Consider the following 18825-nt stretch of genomic DNA (forward strand, 5'->3'; position numbering starts at 1 on the left):
TCTGCTCGCGGCACCCACGCCTCTCGGCACCGGGAGCGGAAGCTCTGGGGGCATCCTGCCGATTCGCTTCCCCAGTGATTGAACCGGTGTCGGATGCCCACGTTCTTCACGCCCCCAGAGCGTTCGAACGAGTCTCACCATACATGAGGCGTGTCCCCCAAATGGGGGACAACTCTCGACTCCTGAGCAAATCCTCAGGTTCGTGTCGATTACGGCTCTCCACACTGTCCTCCGCGCCGGGGACACCGCTCAAATCCGTTCTTCTGATCCGGCCACCGGGTTGTTATTCTTCTCGCCTGGGGAAGGAAGAACGCCCCCGTCCGAGCACAGACCACTGGGGGAGCTCGGACGGGGGCGTTGCCGTCTGATGACACGCATGGATGGCACGCAGGTTCGGCACGACCAGGCGGATTGTCGAGCCCTTCCGGAAGGCAGTCGTGCGCGGCGAGATCCTGCCGACACACAAAGGTGCCCGCTTCACCCGACCCGTCAAGTGGAGATGTGCGCCGAGCGCGCATGCCGCGATCCCAGTCGGGAGTATGGAACGCCAGAAGTGCCCCCACTGGGATTCGAACCCAGACTGGAGCGATTTTAAGTCGCCTGCCTCTGCCGTTGGGCTATGGGGGCCCACCGCGCCAGCCTACCGACCGGCGCAGAGCACCCGCGCGCCATCCGGTGCGCGGGTGCTCTGCGAGATCTCGTCAGGCCGAAGCCGATGCCTTCTTGGCCGGCTTCTTGGCCGGCTTCTTGGCCGCAGCCTTCCCGCCGTCGGAGGCGGCCTTGGACTCGGCCGGCCCCGCGGGTGCGTCCTTCTTCGGCGCGGCCTCGACCGGCTGCGGCGGGCGTGGGCGCGCCGCGAACTGCTCGAATACGGCCCGCGGAGTCTGCACGGCCTCGAGGCTGACGATGTCGCGACCCAGCCACAGGTTGTTCCACCAGCCCCACAGCACGCGCCACTTGCGCTCCCACGTCGGCATGGCCAGACCGTGGTAGCCGCGATGCGCGAGCCAGGCGACGAAGCCCTTCAGGGCGAAGTTGCCCGACTGGAACACGCCGTTGTACAACCCCAGGCCGGCGACGGCACCGAGGTTCTTGTGCAGGTAGTCGCGCGGCGCCTCGCCGCGCAGCACCGCCACGAGGTTCTTGGCGAGAAGCTTGGCCTGCCGCACCGCGTGCTGGGCGTTGGGCACGCAGTACCCGCCGACGCCGCCACCGCTCAGATCCGGCACCGCGGAGACATCCCCCGCCGCCCAGGCGCCCTCGACGGCCGCTTCGGCGGTGCCCACGCGCAGGTCGGCGCGGGTGCGGATGCGCCCGCGCTCTTCGACGGGCAGGTCGCCGCCGCGCACCACGGTCGGGTTGGCCATGACACCGGCCGTCCACACGATCAGGTCCGACGGCAGTGTCTCTCCGGTGGACAGCTCGACGTTGCCGTTCACCGCGCCGGTGACCTGCGTATCCAGATGCACGTACGCGCCGCGCTTGGCGAGGTCCTTCAGCACCCACTCGCTCGTCTTCAGCGACACCTCCGGCATGATCCGGCCCATCGCCTCGATCAGGTGGAAGTGGGTGTCGTCGAACGACAGCTGCGGGTAGTCCTTCAGCAGCGCCGACGCCAGTGACCGCAGCTCCGCGAACGCCTCGATGCCGGCGAATCCGCCGCCGACGACGACGACGGTCAGCAGCCGGTCGCGCTCGGGACCTGCGGGCAGTGCCGCGGCCCGGTCGAAGTTGCTCATCACCCGGTCGCGCACCGCGACGGCCTCTTCGATCGTCTTCATGCCGATCGCGTTGTCGGCGATGCCGGGGATCGGGAAGGTGCGCGAGACCGAACCGGCGGTCACGACGATCTGGTCGTAGGCGTGCTCCCAGCTCTGGCCGTCCGGGCCGGTGATGGTCGCGGTCTTGGCTGCGTGGTTGATCCCGGTGATCTTCGCGTTGATCACGGTGGTGCGCTTCAGGTGCCGGCGGTGCGCGACGACCGCGTGCCGCGGCTCGATCGAGCCGGCGGCGACCTCGGGCAGGAACGGCTGGTAGGTCAGGTAGGGCAGCGGGTCGACCATGGTGACCTCGGCCTCGCCGCGACGCAGATGCTTCTCGAGCTTCCACGCGGTGTAGAAGCCGGCGTATCCACCGCCGACGATGAGAATCTTGGGCGCAGTGGTCGCGGCAGTGTTCACGGGGGGAAAACTCCTAGAGTTTTTGGCGGCGTGGCGTGCGAGAGGTGCGCGCCGATCGGATGCGTCGGGCAGCAGCGGTGACGCCGAGCGCTACCAGTATAGCGGGCAGGGTGACCGCTACCAGGGGGAGGGTGCCGTACAGCACCCGGTCGCGAGTGGGCAGCAGCGGCGAGAGCGGCTGCGAGGCGGGTTCTGCTTCGGGCAGCGGCGGCACCGTCACGGCCTGCTCGGTGGGTACCGGCTGGGGTGCGACCGGGGCCCGCCGGTACAGCCGGATCCACTCCCGCAGGTCGCCCATCGGGTTGGCCGATACCAGCGGCACATCGGCCGAGACGGCGGCCGCGGCATCCACCAGCCCGTAGCCGTAGAACGGGTTGGGCACCGAGGTCATCCCGGGCGCGGGCCGGGCGGTCTTGATGATGCGCTCGATGACGTTGGCCGCGCTCAGTCCAGGATGGGCGGCACGCACCAGCGCGACGATGCCCGACACGATCGGTGCCGCGCCGCTGGTGCCCTTCCACTGCACCACCTCGCCGTTGGCCGACACGCCCAGCAGCTGCTCGCTGGGGGCCGAGACGCCGATCGTGATGCCCTGGGTGGATGCCTCGACACTGGCGTGTCCGGATTCATCCACGCCGGCCACGGTGAGCACCCCCGGGATCGTGGCCGGGGCGCCGACCTGGCCGGTGCCGCTGCCTCGGTTGCCGGCGGCGACGACCACCACGACATCGTGTTCGAAGGCATACAGGAACGCGTCGTCCCAGCTCGGGTCCCAGTCCAGAGTGTTGGTCGTCAGCGACAGGTTGATCACCTGGGCGCCATGGTCGACGGCCCAGCGCATGGCCCGCACCATCTGCTCGGTGAACGGCACCGGCGAACCGGTGAAGCCGATCGAGATCGACAGCAGCTGCGCCTCCGGCGCCACCCCGATCATGCCGGTGTCCGCACCGGTGCCGCGGGCGGCGGCCAGGGACGCCACCCAGCTGCCGTGGTTGGCGTCGAGCACGCCGACCGGGGTGCGACCGTCGGGACTGCCCGCGCCCGATACGTCGGTGCCGCCGACGACGGCGGGGTCCAGCTCGGGCGCATGACCCACGCCGGTGTCGATGATCGCGATCTTCACGCCGGCGCCGCGGGTGACCTTCCACGCCTGCTCGATGCCGTAGTCGGCGAGCCAGTACTCCTGCGACCGCACCGCATCGGCGGCGCCCTCCTCGCCGGGTCCCGGGGTCGCCGACGCACCGGTGCACACCAGCACCGCGATCACGCCGGCCAGCAGCGCTGCCACGAGCCGCCTCATTCGGCGACTCCGGCAGCATCCAGCATCGGCCCGGGGCGGGCGCATGCGCAGCGCTGCGGCGACCAGTCGCCGCGCGCCAGCGCCGCGTCCCCGATCGGGTTCACGCCCGGCCCGCCGGCCAGGGCATGGCCGGCCAGCGCGTGCAAGCACTTCACCCGGGTGGGCATGCCACCCGCCGAGATGCCGGCGATCTCGGGCACGTCACCGTAGCGGGCACGGTCGGCGAGGTACGCGTGGTGCGCACGCAGGTGGCCGGCCTGCAGCTCGGGATCTGCGGCCAGCTCGTCCGCCAGCTCGGCCATCACGTGCGTGGCCTCCAGCCGCGACATCGCCGCAGTGGCCGCGGGATGGGTGAGGTAGTAGAACGTCGGGAACGGCGACCCGTCGGCCAGCCGCGGCGCAGTGGCGACCACGGTCGGGTTGCCGCACACGCACCGGGCGGCGATGCCGATCACGCCGCGTGCCGGGCGACCGAGCTGCTCGGCCAGCACGGCGAGGTCGTGGTCGGTCACCGGGGCGAAGGGCGGGGTCACGCGCATCAGGCTATCGGCGGCCGCTGGGACGATGCTGGGTCACCGGGCCCGCCAGTCATCGGGCCCCGCCGCCGGGCGCGACGGCGGTGCGGGCCAGGCCCGCGTGCGCGACCGAGCGCACCAGCTGTGACATCCAGTCGGTGCGCGTGGTCTGCACGGTGCCGCTGACGGGTGCGCTCTCGCGCGGGATGTCGGATGCCGGCAGGTCGTCGTCGACCAGATAGACGATCTCGCCGGGCTTGAAGTAGTACAGCCGCTGCCGCGCCTGCGTCGTGATGAAGGCGGGGTCCTTCCAGCGCTCCTGCTGTCGCTGCAGATCGGCCACCTCGCCCCGGGTGACCTGCACCGACTGCGCGAGAGCGGCGATCTGCTGACGCTGGCCGACATAGGTGCCGATCGTCGGCACGAGCACGAACACGGCCAGCACGACCAGTCCGAGCATGATCGCGGTGAACCCCGACAGCCTGGATCCCGCCAGCCACGCGCGCACGTCGACCGGGCGCCGCCCGGGCGCGCTGCGCGCGGCGGCAGAGCGTGGATCGGGGGTCGTTCTGCTGGCCACGGCTCCCCCCTTTCACGCGTGCTGCAGCCGGTCGTGCACCAGGCGTGCAGATGCCGATTGTAATTCGCCGCCCGCGCGCCGCGCACGGGCGCGCCGCGCCGACGGTGAACGTTCAGGCGCGGCGCGCGTCGCCTGCTACGCGGTGAAGCGCGGGAAGGCCGCGCGGCCGATGAACTCCGCCGCGTCGCCCAGCTCCTCCTCGATGCGCAGCAGCTGGTTGTACTTCGCGACCCGCTCGCTGCGCGCCGGTGCGCCAGACTTGATCTGGCCGGAGCCTGTCGCGACCACCAGGTCGGCGATCGTGGTGTCCTCGGTCTCGCCGGAGCGGTGCGAGAACATCGTGGTGTAGCCCGAGCGGTGCGCCAGCTCGACGGCATCCAGCGTCTCGGACAGCGTGCCGATCTGGTTGACCTTCACCAGCAGCGAGTTGGCCACGCCCAGGCCGATGCCCTTGGCCAGACGCTCGGGGTTGGTGACGAACAGGTCGTCGCCGACGAGCTGGATCTTCGCACCGAGCTTGTCGGTCAGCAGCTTCCAGCTGTTCCAGTCGTCCTCGGCGAGGGCGTCCTCGATCGTGACGATCGGGTAGGCGTCGACGAGGCCGGCGTAGTAGTCGATGAGCTCGGGCGCGGTCCAGTCCTTCTGGTCGAGGCGATAGACGCCGTCGGCGAAGAACTCGGTGGCGGCGGCGTCCAGGCCCAGCGCGATGTCGGCGCCGGGTGTGAAGCCGGCCTTCTCGATCGCCTTGACCAGGAAGTCCAGGCCCTCGCGGTTGTTCGGAAGGTCGGGGGCGAAGCCGCCCTCGTCGCCGAGGCCCGTGCTGAAGCCGGCGGCCTTCAGTTCGCCCTTGAGCACGTGGTAGGTCTCGGCGCCCCAGCGCAGCGCCTCTTCGAAACTGGACGCACCGATCGGTGCGAGGAAGAACTCCTGCATGTCGATGCCGTTGTCGGCATGCTCGCCGCCGTTGATGACGTTGAACAGCGGCACCGGCAGCACGTGCGCGTTGGGGCCGCCCAGGTAGCGGAACAGCGGCAGGTCGGCGCTGTCGGCGGCGGCCTTGGCCACGGCCAGGCTCACGCCGAGGATCGCGTTCGCGCCGAGCCGGGACTTGTTCTCGGTGCCGTCGGTCTCGATCAGGATCTCGTCGATGACGCGCTGGTCCGCGGCATCCGTGCCCTCGACGGCCGGGCCGAGCTCGTCGATGACGGCGGCGACGGCCTTGCGCACGCCCTTGCCGCCGTACCGGCTCTTGTCGCCGTCGCGCAGCTCGTACGCCTCGAACGCGCCGGTGGATGCGCCGGAGGGGACGGCCGCGCGCTGGACGATGCCGTCATCCAGCAGCACCTCCACCTCCACGGTCGGATTGCCGCGCGAATCCAGGATCTCGCGTGCGTTGACGGCCTCGATAAGTGCCACGGAGGACTCCTTGAGTTGTGGGGAGGGTTGCCGGGAGCGTCGTCGGTCCGCCCTCGAGTCTAGCGAGCGGCGGTGCGCGCACCAGAGTGGGGATGTCGGTTCGGATGTCGGAGCCCCTGTCTACTGTGAAGGTATGGACTTCTCATCGATGGATCCGGCGGCGGACCGGTCCGGCGCCGCCCCCTTCCTCGATGCGGCCGCGCTCGCGGTCGCGCTGGCCGAGCACGACGACTACGTGGCCTCGCAGGGCGGCCCCGATGAGGGCGAGCGGCTGCTTGCGTCCGGTGCGGTGCACGATGGCGCGGTGGATGCCTTCGCCGACGCGCTGGCCCGTTCCCGCGTGGATGTGGCAGAGCAGTACGCGCTGGCGGGGCAGATCATCGGGGATGCGATGGCGTGCCCCGATCCGTGGTGCGGCCCGGACCCGACCCGCGACCCGCACTGGCGGGATCCTCGCGACCGGACGGCGGCGCAGGTGCGCGCCGAGCGGGTGGAGATGGCCGAGCGGGCCGCGGTGTGCGACCTGGCGGTGCGCGCGCGGATGTCGGAGTGGATGATCCGCACCCGGGCGAACACCGCGCGGAACCTGCAGGCATCCTGCCCGAAGACCTGGGCCGCATTCCGCGCGGGACTCGTTGACGAGCGCAACGCCGAGACGATCGCCGGACTCGCGGTGAGCCTGCCCGACGACGAGGGTGTGCGCGCCGCGTTCGACGACGCCGCGGCCTCGGCGGGGTCGCGGCTGACGCCGGGAAAGTTCCGCACGTATGCGCGGGCGCTGCGCGAGCGGTTGCACCCCGAGTCGGTCGACGATCGGCATCGGCGGTCCCGGGCAGACCGTGGGGCGTGGCTGGCTGCGGAGCTCGACGGCATGGCCACGTTCAGCGTCTATGGTCCGGCGGCCGAGCTGCACGCGGTTCATGCGCGGGTGGATGCCGGTGCCCGGCATCTGCATGCGCAGGACGGCGAGGCCCGCACACTCACCCAGCTGCGCGCGGATGTCGCAATCGGTCTGCTGCATGGGACCGACCCCGCGCACACCGCCCCGGCGATGGCGGGGCCGTCCGTCGCGATCACGATTCCGGCGCTCACACTGCTCGGCCATGGCGACGAGCCGGCGATCCTGGACGGGTACGGACCGATCCCGCTCGACGACGCGAAGCACCTGGCCGGGGACGCCACCAGCTGGGTCCGGGTGCTGACCCACCCCGTCACCGGGACGATCCTGAATCTCGACCGCAGCACCTACCGTGTCCCGAAGGATCTGCGCCGGTGGCTCGGTGCCCGTGACCCGGTGTGCACGATGCCCGGATGCGGGCGGCTCGCGCGGGACTGTCAGATCGACCATCGGATCGAGTGGGCCGAGGGCGGCGCCACGTCTGCCGGCAACACCGGACCCCTGTGCCACCCGCACCACCGAATGAAGACCGAGACCCGCTGGCGCTTCGAGACTGATCCGGACACCGGCGAGGTCCGCTGGCTCTCCCCCACCGGGCACAGCGCCGACCTCGACCCACCACCCTGGTGAGCGCGGCGCCCGGCGCGCTCATGTCGAGGCGCGCCGGCCCCCTTACGGCCAGGCGAGCCCGGGAAGGCTCCAGTCCTCCTTCCGCCCGCCCGTGCGCTCCGGTAGATTGCGGCCATTCCCCTCCCACCTCCCACCTTGCAAGGACCACGGATGCCGGACACCACGTGTCACATGTCGATCTCGCTCGACGGCTTCGTCGCCGGACCGGAGCAGAGCCGCCAGACCCCGCTCGGCCGGCGCGGCATCGAGTTGCACGGCTGGCATATCGGCGATGAGCGCGCCACCGACGCCGACAGGAGCGCGGCCGGATGGCTGATGCGCCCGCGCGGCGCCTACGTCATGGGCCGCAACATGTTCGGGCCGATCCGTGGCGAATGGAACGAGGACTGGCGCGGATGGTGGGGGCCCGAGCCGCCGTATCATGCACCCGTGTTCGTGCTCACCCATCACGCCCACGAGCCGATCGAGATGGAGGGTGGTACGACCTTCTTCTTCGTCACCGACGGCTTCGACGCTGCCTTCGCGCGGGCGCAGGACACGGCCGGCGACGGCGGCGTCGACATCGCCGGTGGCGCGTCGACCGTTCGGCAGGCGCTCATCGCAGGGGTCGTCGACGAACTCACGCTCGACATCGCCCCCGTTCTGCTCGGCTCCGGCGAGCGGATCTTCGATGGCGTCGAATCATTCGGAATGGAGCCCGTCGAGGTTCTGCACTCGCCGCTGGCCACCCACATCCGCTACCGCAGCCGGAAGCTGTGAACCCGAGCACGGCGCGGAAGTCGCCTGCCAGTTGCGCCTGATCGCTGTATCCGAGTTCCGCCGCGATCACGGCCAGCGGCTCGTGCGGATGCTCCCGTACCCGCTGCGCCGCCTCCTGCAACCGCCGCCGCCGGGCATGCATCGGGCCACGGCGGCGAGAAGGCCCGGCCGCATGACGTGCGCACCGGCGTTGTGGCTCCCCGACAATCGATGTGCGATCGGCACCGACGATCGGGCACACTGGCACCCATGCGGATCACCCCTCGGCGGCTCGCCTTCGCGATGAGCACCTGGCTGCCGAATCTGGCCAGTGGCATCCGGGTGCGCCCCTTCGCGGAGGACTGGACCAGCGTCACGGTGCAGCTGCACGTGAACCTGCTGACCCGCAACTATGTCAAGACGGCGTTCGGCGGGTCGATGTCGGCGATGACCGACCCGTACTTCTTCATGCTCGTGGCCCACCAGCTCGGCCGCGACTACGTGGTGTGGGACACGAAGGGCGAGATCGACTTCGTCAAGCCTGGCCGCGGCGTGCTCACCGCCCGCTTCGAGGTCCCGCAGGCGAAGGCCGCCGACCTGCGCGAGCGTGCGCGAGGCGGGGCGAAGGTGCTCGAGTGGTTCCAGACCGACATCACCGACGCTGCCGGAGACGTGGTCGCGCATGTGCGCCGGGAGGTGTACGTGCGCGAGAAGCGGCGCGTGACCGAGGAGCGCTCACCGGCCTGACTCCGCGTCGACGGGGCGCCCGGTCTCGCGCCTGCCTCTGCGGTGTCGAGTCCTCGTTGGCATCGCTCTGGTCCTGAGAGCTTCCGCGCAGTAGCGTCAAGCCATGACGGCACGGTTCGTGTACTGGATGAACGTCTCGCTCGACCTGCGGATCGAACACGAGGACGGCGAGCACGGCGGCGGCGAGTGGCTGCGCATCGGCGAGGACCTGCACCGCGAGTTCAATGCCCGTGCCGGCCGCATGACGCAGCTGGTGCAGGGTCGGATCGTCTACGACATCATGGCGTCGTTCTGGCCCGCTGCGCGCGATGACACCGACCTGCCCGACTACCTGCGCGAATACGGCGCGATCTGGACCGACGCGCCCAAGGTACTCGTCTCCCGCACCCGCACCGCTGCCGACCACAACACCCGGATCGTCGGCGGGCCGGACGCGATCGCCGATCTGGCCGCACTGCGCGCGTCGGCCGATGGCGACATCGGCGTGGGCGGGGCGACGCTGGCCACCGCGCTGCTGGAGGCCCACCTGCTCGACGAGCTGCTGCTGTTCACGCATCCGGTGGTCCTGAACACGGGCCGCCCGCTGTTCGACCGACTGGAGCGGCCGCTGCAGCTGGACCTGCTCGAGCAGCAGTCCTTCGCCCGCGGCGTCGTGATGCACCGCTATGCGGTGCGCGACGCGCGGTGAGCCCGGATCAGGCCAGCGGCTTGCGCTCGGCGCCGTCCTGCCCGGCGGCGACGGTCGCGAACGACGTGTAGCCGTCGGCGGCGGCGCGCTCCAGCAGCGCCTTCAGGTTCTTCGTGCGCGTCTCCAAGCGCACTCGCGCGCCGGACGCAACCAGCCGCGCCTTGTGCGCGGCGAGCTCGGCCACCGGCACGTCGCGATCGTGCACCAGCACGACGGCGTCGGCCGCGGCATCCTGATCCGCTGCGACCAGGTCCACGATCCGCTCGAAGCCGATCGAGAACCCGACCGCGGGCACGTCCTGCCCGAGGAAGCGCCCGATCATGCCGTCGTAGCGGCCGCCGCCGCCCAGCGAATACGACACACTCGGATGCGACAGCTCGAAGATGGTTCCGGTGTAGTAGCCCATGCCGCGCACCAGGAACGGGTCGTATTCGAGCGGCACGTCGCCGGAGGGACCCTGCGCGGCGGCGACCGCCGCGCCGATCTCGACCAGGTGCGCCACGACCTCGTCGGGCGCGCCGTCCGGCAGCGCCGTGCGGATCTGCCGCTCGCCGAACGGGTGGTGCGCGCCGGTGGACGGGCGGTGCAGGAACGCCTCGAACGCGTCCACGGCCGCGGCGGTCGTACCGCGCTCGCGCAGCTCGGCGGTCACGCCGTCGGGCCCGGTCTTGTCGAGCTTGTCGATCGTGATGAGCACGCCGGGCTGCTCGTCCGCTGCGAATCCGAAGTGTCCCAGCATCCATTCGAGCAGGCGCCGATCGTTGATGCGGATGCCGCCGCCGGTCAGACCCAGCGCATCGATCGTGTCGAGCGTCGCGATCGCGAGCTCTGCCTCGCCGCGCGCGGTGGCATCGCCGATGATGTCGATGTCGCACTGCAGGAACTGGCGATACCTGCCCTTCTGCGGGCGTTCGGCGCGCCAGACCGGCGCGATCTGGATGGCGCGGAACACGGTCGGCAGTTGCGCCCGGTGGGTGGCATAGAACCGCGCCAGCGGCACCGTGAGGTCATAGCGCAGACCGAGATCGGTCAGTGCGGCCGGGTCGTCGGCGGCCGCGCGGATCGCGTCGGCGGACAGCCCCCGGCGCAGCACGTTGTACGCGAGCTTCTCGTTGTCACCGCCGATGCCGGCGTGCAGACGCGCGTACTCCTCCAGCACCGGCGTCTCGATCTCGTCGAACCCATGCGCGCGGTAGCGCGCGCGGATGGTGGCGAGCACGCGCTCGCGGCGGGCTTTGTCGGCGGGGAGGAAGTCGCGCATGCCGCGCGGCGGGTTCACGGGGGGCACGCGTCTATCCTTGCAGGTCCGCCGGCGCCGCCTCTCCGGCGCGGATGTCGGCCTGCAGCATCCGCAGCCGCTCGCGCAGGGCGCGCTCGGCGTCCCACCCCCGCTCGCGCGCGACGGCGACCAGCTCCAGCAGCGCGTCGCCGAGCTCGGCCTCGGTCCGCGGGGCGGTACTGCCCCCGTACGACGGGGCGCCGCCGCCCCCACGGGCCGCGGCGGAGCGGCCGAGCAGCTTCTGCGCCAGGGCGAGCGAGGGCATCCGCTGACTGACGCCATCCAGGACGCTCGTGCGCGACCGCTTCTCGGCGGCCTTGGCCGCGTTCCACAGCACCAGCACCTCGGCCGGCGTGCGGGCCACGGCGTCGCCGAAGACATGGGGATGCCGCCGCACCATCTTCTCGGTGAGCCCACGTGCGACGTCGTCGATGTCGAACGGATCGTCCGCGTCGCGCGAGGCGATCTCCGCGTGGAAGAGCACCTGCCAGAGCAGGTCGCCGAGCTCCTCGCGCAGATCGGCGCGCGAACCGGTCTCGACGGCGTCGATCAGCTCGGCGCTCTCCTCGATCAGATATGGCACCAGGTCGCGGTGGGTGATCTGCTGCGTCCACACGCAGCGGTCCCGCACCGCCCGCATCACCTCGGCGGCACCGCGCAGCGGATCGGCGGCGCCGGCCGAGTCGGCAGCGTCGCCGGCGTCGGCGTCGGCACGGACCGTTCGTTCGGGATCGGATGTCATGCTGCCAGCCTCCGGTGATGGTGTGCCCGCCACGATACGACGATTCCGGCCAGCACGAGCGAGACCATCGATCCGCACAGCACGCCGAGCACCGCCTGGTCGCGCAGGTCGGCGTCGCCGGCGAAGGCCAGATTCGCCAGCAGCAGCGAGACCGTGAACCCGATGCCGCCCAGGCACCCCGCCGCAACCAGATCGGCCAGGCCCAGCCGGGCCGCGACGGGCACCCGCAGCGCGCGCTGCGCGACCCAACCGGCACCCGTGATGCCGAGGAGCTTGCCCACCGGCAGCGCCACCACGATGCCCCAGAACACCGGCGAGAGGCCGCCGGCGCCCACCATCGGGATCGTCACCAGGGCCGCCGACAGCGCGAACAGCGGCAGCACCACTCCATTCACCCACGGCTCGAGCACGTGCCGCACCCGCAGCCCGGGCTGCTGCGCGATGGCCAGCCCCAGCAGCACACCGGCGATCGTGGCGTGCACCCCCGAGGCCAGCACCGCCGCCCACACGCCGACCGCCAGCACGAACATCACCGCGACCAGTGCCCGGCCCCAGCGTCCGCCGAGCATCCGGCTGAGCATGGCGAACGCCGCCGCCAGCACGACGCCCAGCACCAGCATCCCGATGCTGACGTCGTGGGCGAACAGCACCGCGATGAAGACGATGCCGATGATGTCGTCGAGGATCGCCAGCGCCAGCAGGAACACCCGCACGGCGGGTGGCAGTCCCCGGCCGAAGACCGCCAGCACGCCGAGTGCGAACGCGATGTCGGTCGCCGTCGGCACCGGCCAGCCGGCGGCGAGTCCCGCCGGTGCGGCGACGATCAGATAGGCCGCGACCGGCACCGCGACGCCGCCCGCCGCTGCGATCGCCGGCAGCACGGCGCGGCGCACCGAGCGCAGCTGCCCCGCCGTCAGCTCGAACTGCAGCTCCACCGCCACCGTGAAGAAGAACGCCACCAGCAGCGCATCGGAGATCCATTCGCCGACAGTGTGGAAGAACGGCGTGCCCGGGATGCCCAGCGGCAGCCCCTGCACGAAGAAGGCGCCGCCGGCGGCGGAGGTGTTGGCCAGCAGCAGACCGCACGCGGCGGCGGCCAGCAGCAGGATCGCGGGGAACCGCGCCGAGCGCAGCAGTGTCATGGGTGCCTCCGAAGGTCGGATCGTCTCACTCGACGAACGCCGACCAGACTTCCCGGCACACCTGCGGCAAGCGTACCGGGTTCAGTCGATCTGCCGGTCGTCCGCGTGTCGGGCGAGACCGCGCCCGTACCGCTCGGTCAGCTGCACCATCAGATCGGGCGTGTCCCGGTCCAGCCCGAACACGTAGCCCGGGAAATCCAGATCCTGGCGCGCCAGCCAGATCTGTTCCCGCTCGGTGGCCGGCAGCACTTGCAGCGGGTCGCCGACGGCGACCCAGCCGATCGGGACGACGGTGCGCTCGGGCAGGTGCGTGCGCAGATGCACGACGGCGTTGATGCGCACTTCGCAGCCGCTGTCGATGCGGGCGCCGTTGAAGACCCGCACTCCGGTCGCCAGGTACACCTCGGGGGCGATCACGGCGCCGGCGATGCTCACCATCGGCCCGACCAGGGTGTGATCGCCGATGTGCACCGGATGCACGGCGCTGGCCCTGATGAGCGCATTCTCCATCACGATCACGCTCGATCCGATGACGATCGGGCCGCCTTCGGCGGTGATCACGGCGCCGTGCAGCACCTGGCATTCGGGGCCGATGGTGACGTCGCCGCTGATCACCGCGGACGGCGCGATCACGGCCGTCGGATCGATCTTCGGCTGAGAACCCATGTGCTCGAACAGCATGCCTGCTCCTTGTATTACATCGCGGCGGCCTGATCGTCAGCGTACCGTCGGTAAAGTGGGACGGTCCGTGCGTATGCGCGAGCCTCCCGAAATCGGCCAGAAAGCCTCATCGTGACCACGACTCTCACTGCCCTGTCGTCCACCGTCCGCAGCGTTTACGACACTGTCGTGGCCCGCAACCCGAACGAGCCGGAGTTCCTGCAGGCCGTCCACGAAGTGCTCGACTCGATCGGTCCGGTGCTGGACGCGCACCCCGAATTCGTCGACGCCGGCATCCTGGAGCGCCTGGTCGAGCCGGAGCGTCAGATCATGTTCCGGGTCCCCTGGGTCGACGATGACGGCGCGCTGCAGGTGGGTCGCGGCTACCGCATCCAATTCAACTCCGCGCTGGGACCGTACAAGGGCGGACTGCGCTTCCACCCGTCGGTGAACCTGTCGATCATCAAATTCCTCGGCTTCGAGCAGATCTTCAAGAACGCGCTGACCGGTCAGGGCATCGGCGGCGCCAAGGGCGGCAGCGACTTCGACCCGCACGGCCGGTCCGACGCCGAGGTGATGCGCTTCTGTCAGGCGTTCATGAGCGAGCTGTTCCGCCACATCGGCGAGCACACCGACGTGCCCGCCGGCGACATCGGCGTCGGCGGGCGCGAGATCGGCTACCTCTTCGGGCAGTACCGCAAGCTCACCAACCGCCACGAGTCGGGCGTGCTCACCGGCAAGGGCACGGGCTGGGGCGGCGCCGAGGTGCGCACCGAGGCCACCGGCTACGGTGCGGTCTTCTTCGTGCAGGAGATGCTGGCGGTGCACGGCGAGACCCTCGAGGGCAAGCGCGTGGGCGTGTCCGGTTCGGGCAACGTCGCGATCTACGCGATCGACAAGGCGCGCCAGCTGGGCGCGGTGCCGGTGACGGCATCCGATTCGTCCGGCTATGTGATCGACGAGGCGGGCATCGACCTGGAGCTGCTGCGCCAGCTCAAGGAGGTCGAGCGCGTGCGCATCTCGGAGTATGCCGCCCGCCGGCCGGGTGCGCGCTTCGTCGAGGGTGCACGGCCGTGGGAGGTGCCGATGGATGTCGCCATCCCGTCCGCGACGCAGAACGAGATCGATGTCGACGACGCGCACACCCTGGTCGCCGGCGGCGTGCGCGCGGTCGCCGAGGGCGCGAACATGCCCTCCACCCCTGCGGCGGTCGAGGTCTTCCAGAACGCCGGTGTGCTGTTCGGGCCGGGCAAGGCCGTCAACGCCGGGGGCGTGGCCACCTCGGCGCTGGAGATGACCCAGAACGCCGGCCGTGAGCACTGGGGCTTCGCCGACAGCGAGCACCGACTGCGCGCCATCATGCGCGACGTGCATGCGGCGTCGTTCACCGCCGCACGCCGGTACGGCCACGAGGGCGACTACGTCGTGGGCGCCAACTGCGCCGGCTTCGAGCGGGTCGCGCACGCGATGCTCGCCCAGGGCGTGATCTGAGCCCACGGCATCAGTCGTGCCGTGCCGAGAGCGTGCGCACGAAGTCGAGCGTCTGGCGGGGTGATATCGCCGGCAGATACGCGCGCACGATCGCCCGTCCCGCCGCCGGCAGACTGGCCGAGTCGGCATAGGCCATGTAGATGGTCTCGAACTCCGGATGGAACTTCTTCTTGAACTCGAAGAGGGACCGGAATCCGTAGACGGGCTCGAGCACCTCGGCGAGCCAGACCAGCAGACGCGACAGCAGCGACGTGGCCGGAGGCGGTGCCGTGTCGGTGCGGGGCCGGGTGGCCAGCGGTGCCCCGGACAGGCTCATCACCTCGATGCCCGCATCGCGCATGCGCAGCGCCGCCGAGGCGATCAGATAGACCATGATCTCGGCCATGGCCTCGTCACTGCGCCGCATGAAGTCGAGCGTCCAGCCCACCCGCACCCCGCCGCGCCAACTCGGCAACCAGCTGGTCACGGCGTGCAGCACATCGTCCGCGTCGACGGCCAGCAGCAGTAGGACGTCCGGATCGCGCAGCTCGGCGAGTCCGCCGAGCGTGAATCCCAGTTCGGGCAGCGCCTTCTCAGCGACCCAGTGCTCGCTGAGCGCCTCGATCTGCGCGGCCATCGCGGCCGGCAGCTCGTCCCACCGGGCCCACACGGTGCGCAGATTCTGCCGCTCGGCCTTCGCGAGCGCCTGGCGCACCCGCTTCCACAGCCCGCCGGTCAGCTCCAGCCCGGGCAGACTGACGACGGTCTCCTCGCCGATCGACACGTACCGCCAGCCGCGGCGGCGCAGCTCCGTCAGCGCCTGGGCATGGATGCTGTAGAACACCGGTGTCAGCCCCTGTCGGTCACACAGCGCGAGGAACCCGGAGATCACCCCGGCTTCCCGGCCCGGCTCGCACACCGGATCGGCGATCGCCAGGGCCACACCGCCGATCACGCGGTATGCGAGTGCGCCGCGGCCGTCCGCGTCGATCCAGTGCTGCGTGCCCGCCCAGGTGCCCAGGAAGCCCAGGGTGCCGCCACCGCTTTCGCGCAGCACCGCACGAAAACGTGCCGAGTCGCTCGCGTCGCGACGGTCGGCAGCGCGCAGCAGCACCACGAGCCCCACGATCACGACGACCCAGAATGCGACTCCGGCCCATTCGTCGACCAGGGCCAGCACGCCCCGCGGTGCAGATCCGGTGTGCGGCAGCGCCCGCACCAGACCGGCAGGCAGCAGCACGTCGAGGAAGCGCCCGAAGATGGCGCGAAAGCCCAGGGGCAGCCCGAGTCCGCCCGTCACGGCACCGGCCACCGCCCACACCGTCACGACGACGGCGAGTGCCGCACCGGTCGTCCAGGCGAAGCGCCGCGCCGCGGCCCGTCCACTCGGCAGGGCGAACCGGTGCCGGCACAGCCAGAGCGCCACCAGCACCGCGGCCGGCACTCCCACCGCCAGCAGCGCCGCCAGAGCGAAGCGCTCCCCCATGCGTTCGAGCTGCACGGGGGTGATGAGCGTGAGGATGCCCACGGCCGTTCCTGTCGCCACCAGGCTCACGGCGTTGACGACCACGGCCGCCACCCAGGCGGCGCGGCGCCCGGCACGCAGCCCCCACGCGGCCACGAGGCTCATCGCGACCGGGACCAGGCTCACCAGCACGGCGCCGAGCCCGCGGGCCAGCGGGTGCACGGCGCCGAGATCGCAGTCGCTGCGGAAATACGTCGCGCAGCTCTCGAATGCCTCGCTGCCGTTGACCTGCGCATAGCCGGAGACGACCAGCGCGAGCGGGCCGGTGACGGTCCGCGTCAGCAGCACGATCACCAGACCCACGCCGGTCACCGCGACGACGGCGGCCGTCAGCGTCCGCGACTCGGCGAACGACATCCGCCGCCATGAGCGCGCGGGCACCGGCGCCCCCGAGCGCGCCGCCGGCATCTCCCGTCCGAGCAGGGCGCCCAGACCCAGCCCAAGCAGTGCGGCGATGACCCGATAGAAGCTGTCCTGATCGCCGCCGTACAGGGCGAAGGTCAGGACGACGGCGAAGCCGATCAGCCTGATGCGCCGTCGGAACAGCACCGGGGCGAACGCGCTGCCGCACATCAGCACGGCGAAGATGCCGATCGCCGGATCCAGCGTCAGCTCGGGACGGGCCAGCACCAGCAGCGGCGTGCCGAGCAGGATGGTCAGCAGGTGCAGGCCGATGCCGGCCATGATCGCCACGACGCCCACACCGAAGTAGGCCAGCACCGTGCGGGCCGTGCCGATGAGCCGTTCGATGTACGCCATCACGGTCAGCGCGACAGCGGCCGACAGCGCGGCATCCAGCAGCGAGCTGGGCACCAGCAGCGCCGTCACCGGCGTCCACCACAGATGCTCTTCCCCTGTGGTGACCGGTCCCGCCGACACCCACCGGGTGTCGTGGGTGCGCGGCAGCGAGAACACGAAGCCGCTGATCAGGACGGTCGCGGCGATCACCACCGAGAAGGGGTGGAGCCGCAGGTACCGTGCCAGGAACCGCCCGGCGCTGCGCATCAGCGTGCCGGTGCCAGGCCGAGCAGCGGGTAGAGCTGGCCGAACGCCGCGAGCAGGCCGCCGCTGAGCGCGGTTCCCACATGTGTGGCACCCGTGATCTCGTGCAGCCACACGCCGAACCCGGCCCGCTGCAGCATCTCGGCGTTTCGAAGCGCGTAGCCGGAGAACCGCGGGTCGAGCGAGCCGCCGGTGAAGAACGCGTGATGCCCTGCGAAGCGGCCGGCATTCGCCGTGACGAACACGGCCGGCCGTTGTGACAGATCGTGCGCCTTGCTGCCGCGGAACCCCTCTTTCAGGGCGGTGGCCGGATCGGAGGCGCCGGGGAACAGGTCGCCCGAGATGCTGATCACGTTCCCCCAGATCTTCGGGTATTCGCTCGCCCACTTCACCGCGCACGCGCCTCCGTCGGAGTACCCGGCGATCGTGAAGTCTGCGGGATCATCGATGATGTTCAGGTGCGTGCGAGCGTAGCGGACGATGTCCGAGTTGAAATACCGTGACACGTTGCCGAACTGGGAGTACGGCGAGCACGCCGGCTGGTGACCGGGGCTGCCGAGCTGATCTGCGACGATCACGATGGGCGCGAGCCCGTGATGCGCGGCGGCGAGCCGGTTCAGTGCTGCCTGCACATGGGATGGGTTGGGGCTGCCCGGCTTGCCGTTCATCATCACGACCAGCGGAAGCGCCGGGGCGTTGGGCACCAGCGCGGCCGGCGGCAGGTAGATCGTCGCGTCACGGGGCACGAACCCGCCCGTCGACGGGATCTTCAGCGCACCGGACAGGGTCCCGACCCGGCCGACCTTGGGCATCGTCGCCGGCGGTCGCCAGGTGCGGTACAGCGGCTCGGATGCGGGGCGTGCCCGGTGACCTGTGGCCGGTGGCAGCCGGCCGACGCTGGGCAGCGTGTTCACGCCGAACACATCGCCGATGGTCGGGGTCAGTCCGAAGCCGGCGTTGATGCCGATCGCCGCCGACAGCGGCGCCATCACGATCAGCAGCGCCGCCAGCGCCTTGCGCCACCAAGGACTGCGCCACATCGTCGCGATCCCCAGACCCACCCCGCCGCCGGCCAGCGACATCCACCATCCGGTGCCGTGCGGCAGCGGCACGCCGAACACGTCGGCCGCGTTGCAATACCAGACGACGCCCACGCCCAGGATCGCGCCGCCGATGACGGCGGGCAGCGCGGTGATCACCCACCGCCGCGTGCCGTCGCGCACCAGCAGGACGATGCCGGCGATCGCGGTCAGCGCCCACAGGGCCGCCGGGATCGGACCGGTCATCACATCGAGGTTCAGAAACCACCGGTT

Annotated in this window: 16 protein-coding genes and 1 tRNA gene; 5 read left to right on the forward strand and 12 right to left on the reverse strand. The window is 70.9% G+C overall.

Features of this window, described 5'->3' with window-relative positions; translation table 11 throughout:
* Positions 1-554: 554 nt before the first annotated feature.
* The 6 genes from ABD705_RS09460 to eno all read right to left on the reverse strand — a co-directional run bounded on the left by ABD705_RS09460 (position 555) and on the right by eno (position 5991).
* Positions 555-627, reverse strand: a tRNA-Leu gene (locus ABD705_RS09460).
* Positions 628-701: 74 nt separating this feature from the next.
* Entirely contained in the window at positions 702-2180 is a 1479-nt protein-coding gene (locus tag ABD705_RS09465; protein WP_344782909.1) for an NAD(P)/FAD-dependent oxidoreductase, read from the reverse strand.
* A 13-nt stretch (positions 2181-2193) separates the two neighbouring features.
* Entirely contained in the window at positions 2194-3480 is a 1287-nt protein-coding gene (locus tag ABD705_RS09470; protein WP_344782911.1) for a S8 family peptidase, read from the reverse strand.
* A complete protein-coding gene (locus ABD705_RS09475) occupies positions 3477-4013 on the reverse strand; it encodes a DUF501 domain-containing protein (protein ID WP_344782913.1) in 537 nt (178 codons plus the stop codon). Before ABD705_RS09475 ends, ABD705_RS09470 begins: the two co-directional genes overlap by 4 nt.
* A 55-nt stretch (positions 4014-4068) precedes the next feature.
* On the reverse strand, positions 4069-4575 hold the full coding sequence (locus ABD705_RS09480) for a septum formation initiator family protein (protein WP_344782915.1): 507 nt from the start codon (positions 4573-4575) through the stop codon (positions 4069-4071).
* Positions 4576-4710: 135 nt separating this feature from the next.
* A complete protein-coding gene (gene eno / locus ABD705_RS09485) occupies positions 4711-5991 on the reverse strand; it encodes a phosphopyruvate hydratase (protein WP_344782917.1) in 1281 nt (426 codons plus the stop codon).
* 133 nt (positions 5992-6124) lie between these two features.
* Between eno and ABD705_RS09490 the strand changes: the two genes are divergently transcribed.
* The 4 genes from ABD705_RS09490 (at position 6125) to ABD705_RS09510 (ending at position 9692) form a co-directional block, all read left to right on the forward strand.
* Positions 6125-7519, forward strand: coding sequence for an HNH endonuclease signature motif containing protein (locus ABD705_RS09490; RefSeq protein ID WP_344782919.1), 1395 nt, complete (start codon positions 6125-6127; stop codon positions 7517-7519).
* Positions 7520-7669: 150 nt separating this feature from the next.
* On the forward strand, positions 7670-8278 hold the full coding sequence (locus ABD705_RS09495) for a dihydrofolate reductase family protein (RefSeq protein ID WP_344782921.1): 609 nt from the start codon (positions 7670-7672) through the stop codon (positions 8276-8278).
* Between the two features lie 249 nt (positions 8279-8527).
* The gene (locus ABD705_RS09505) at positions 8528-9004 is read left to right on the forward strand and encodes a DUF4442 domain-containing protein (RefSeq protein WP_344782923.1); all 477 of its coding nucleotides are present in this window, start codon (positions 8528-8530) and stop codon (positions 9002-9004) included.
* A gap of 103 nt (positions 9005-9107) precedes the next feature.
* Positions 9108-9692 carry a dihydrofolate reductase family protein gene (locus ABD705_RS09510; RefSeq protein ID WP_344782925.1) on the forward strand — a complete coding sequence of 195 codons (585 nt, stop codon included), beginning with the start codon at positions 9108-9110 and terminating at the stop codon, positions 9690-9692.
* 7 nt (positions 9693-9699) lie between these two features.
* Here ABD705_RS09510 and ABD705_RS09515 read toward each other — a convergent pair whose 3' ends face one another.
* The 4 genes from ABD705_RS09515 to ABD705_RS09530 all read right to left on the reverse strand — a co-directional run bounded on the left by ABD705_RS09515 (position 9700) and on the right by ABD705_RS09530 (position 13536).
* Entirely contained in the window at positions 9700-10953 is a 1254-nt protein-coding gene (locus tag ABD705_RS09515; protein WP_344783523.1) for a histidine--tRNA ligase, read from the reverse strand.
* A 31-nt stretch (positions 10954-10984) separates the two neighbouring features.
* Positions 10985-11611 carry a MazG nucleotide pyrophosphohydrolase domain-containing protein gene (locus ABD705_RS09520; RefSeq protein ID WP_344783525.1) on the reverse strand — a complete coding sequence of 209 codons (627 nt, stop codon included), beginning with the start codon at positions 11609-11611 and terminating at the stop codon, positions 10985-10987.
* Positions 11612-11709: 98 nt separating this feature from the next.
* Positions 11710-12855 carry a Na+/H+ antiporter NhaA gene (locus ABD705_RS09525; RefSeq protein WP_344782927.1) on the reverse strand — a complete coding sequence of 382 codons (1146 nt, stop codon included), beginning with the start codon at positions 12853-12855 and terminating at the stop codon, positions 11710-11712.
* Positions 12856-12936: 81 nt separating this feature from the next.
* Entirely contained in the window at positions 12937-13536 is a 600-nt protein-coding gene (locus tag ABD705_RS09530) for a gamma carbonic anhydrase family protein (RefSeq protein ID WP_344782929.1), read from the reverse strand.
* A gap of 132 nt (positions 13537-13668) precedes the next feature.
* On the opposite strand from ABD705_RS09530, the gene gdhA reads away from it, so the two are divergent.
* Positions 13669-15006, forward strand: a complete 1338-nt coding sequence (gene gdhA / locus ABD705_RS09535) for an NADP-specific glutamate dehydrogenase (protein WP_344783527.1) — start codon at positions 13669-13671, stop codon at positions 15004-15006.
* A 10-nt stretch (positions 15007-15016) separates the two neighbouring features.
* Here gdhA and ABD705_RS09540 read toward each other — a convergent pair whose 3' ends face one another.
* Both ABD705_RS09540 and ABD705_RS09545 read right to left on the reverse strand, forming a co-directional pair.
* Positions 15017-17515, reverse strand: a complete 2499-nt coding sequence (locus tag ABD705_RS09540) for a bifunctional lysylphosphatidylglycerol flippase/synthetase MprF (protein WP_344782931.1) — start codon at positions 17513-17515, stop codon at positions 15017-15019.
* Positions 17515-18798 carry an alpha/beta hydrolase gene (locus tag ABD705_RS09545; RefSeq protein WP_344782933.1) on the reverse strand — a complete coding sequence of 428 codons (1284 nt, stop codon included), beginning with the start codon at positions 18796-18798 and terminating at the stop codon, positions 17515-17517. Before ABD705_RS09545 ends, ABD705_RS09540 begins: the two co-directional genes overlap by 1 nt.
* Positions 18799-18825 lie beyond the last annotated feature (27 nt).

Source organism: Microbacterium kribbense, from assembly GCF_039537285.1.
Lineage (GTDB): Bacteria > Actinomycetota > Actinomycetes > Actinomycetales > Microbacteriaceae > Microbacterium > Microbacterium kribbense.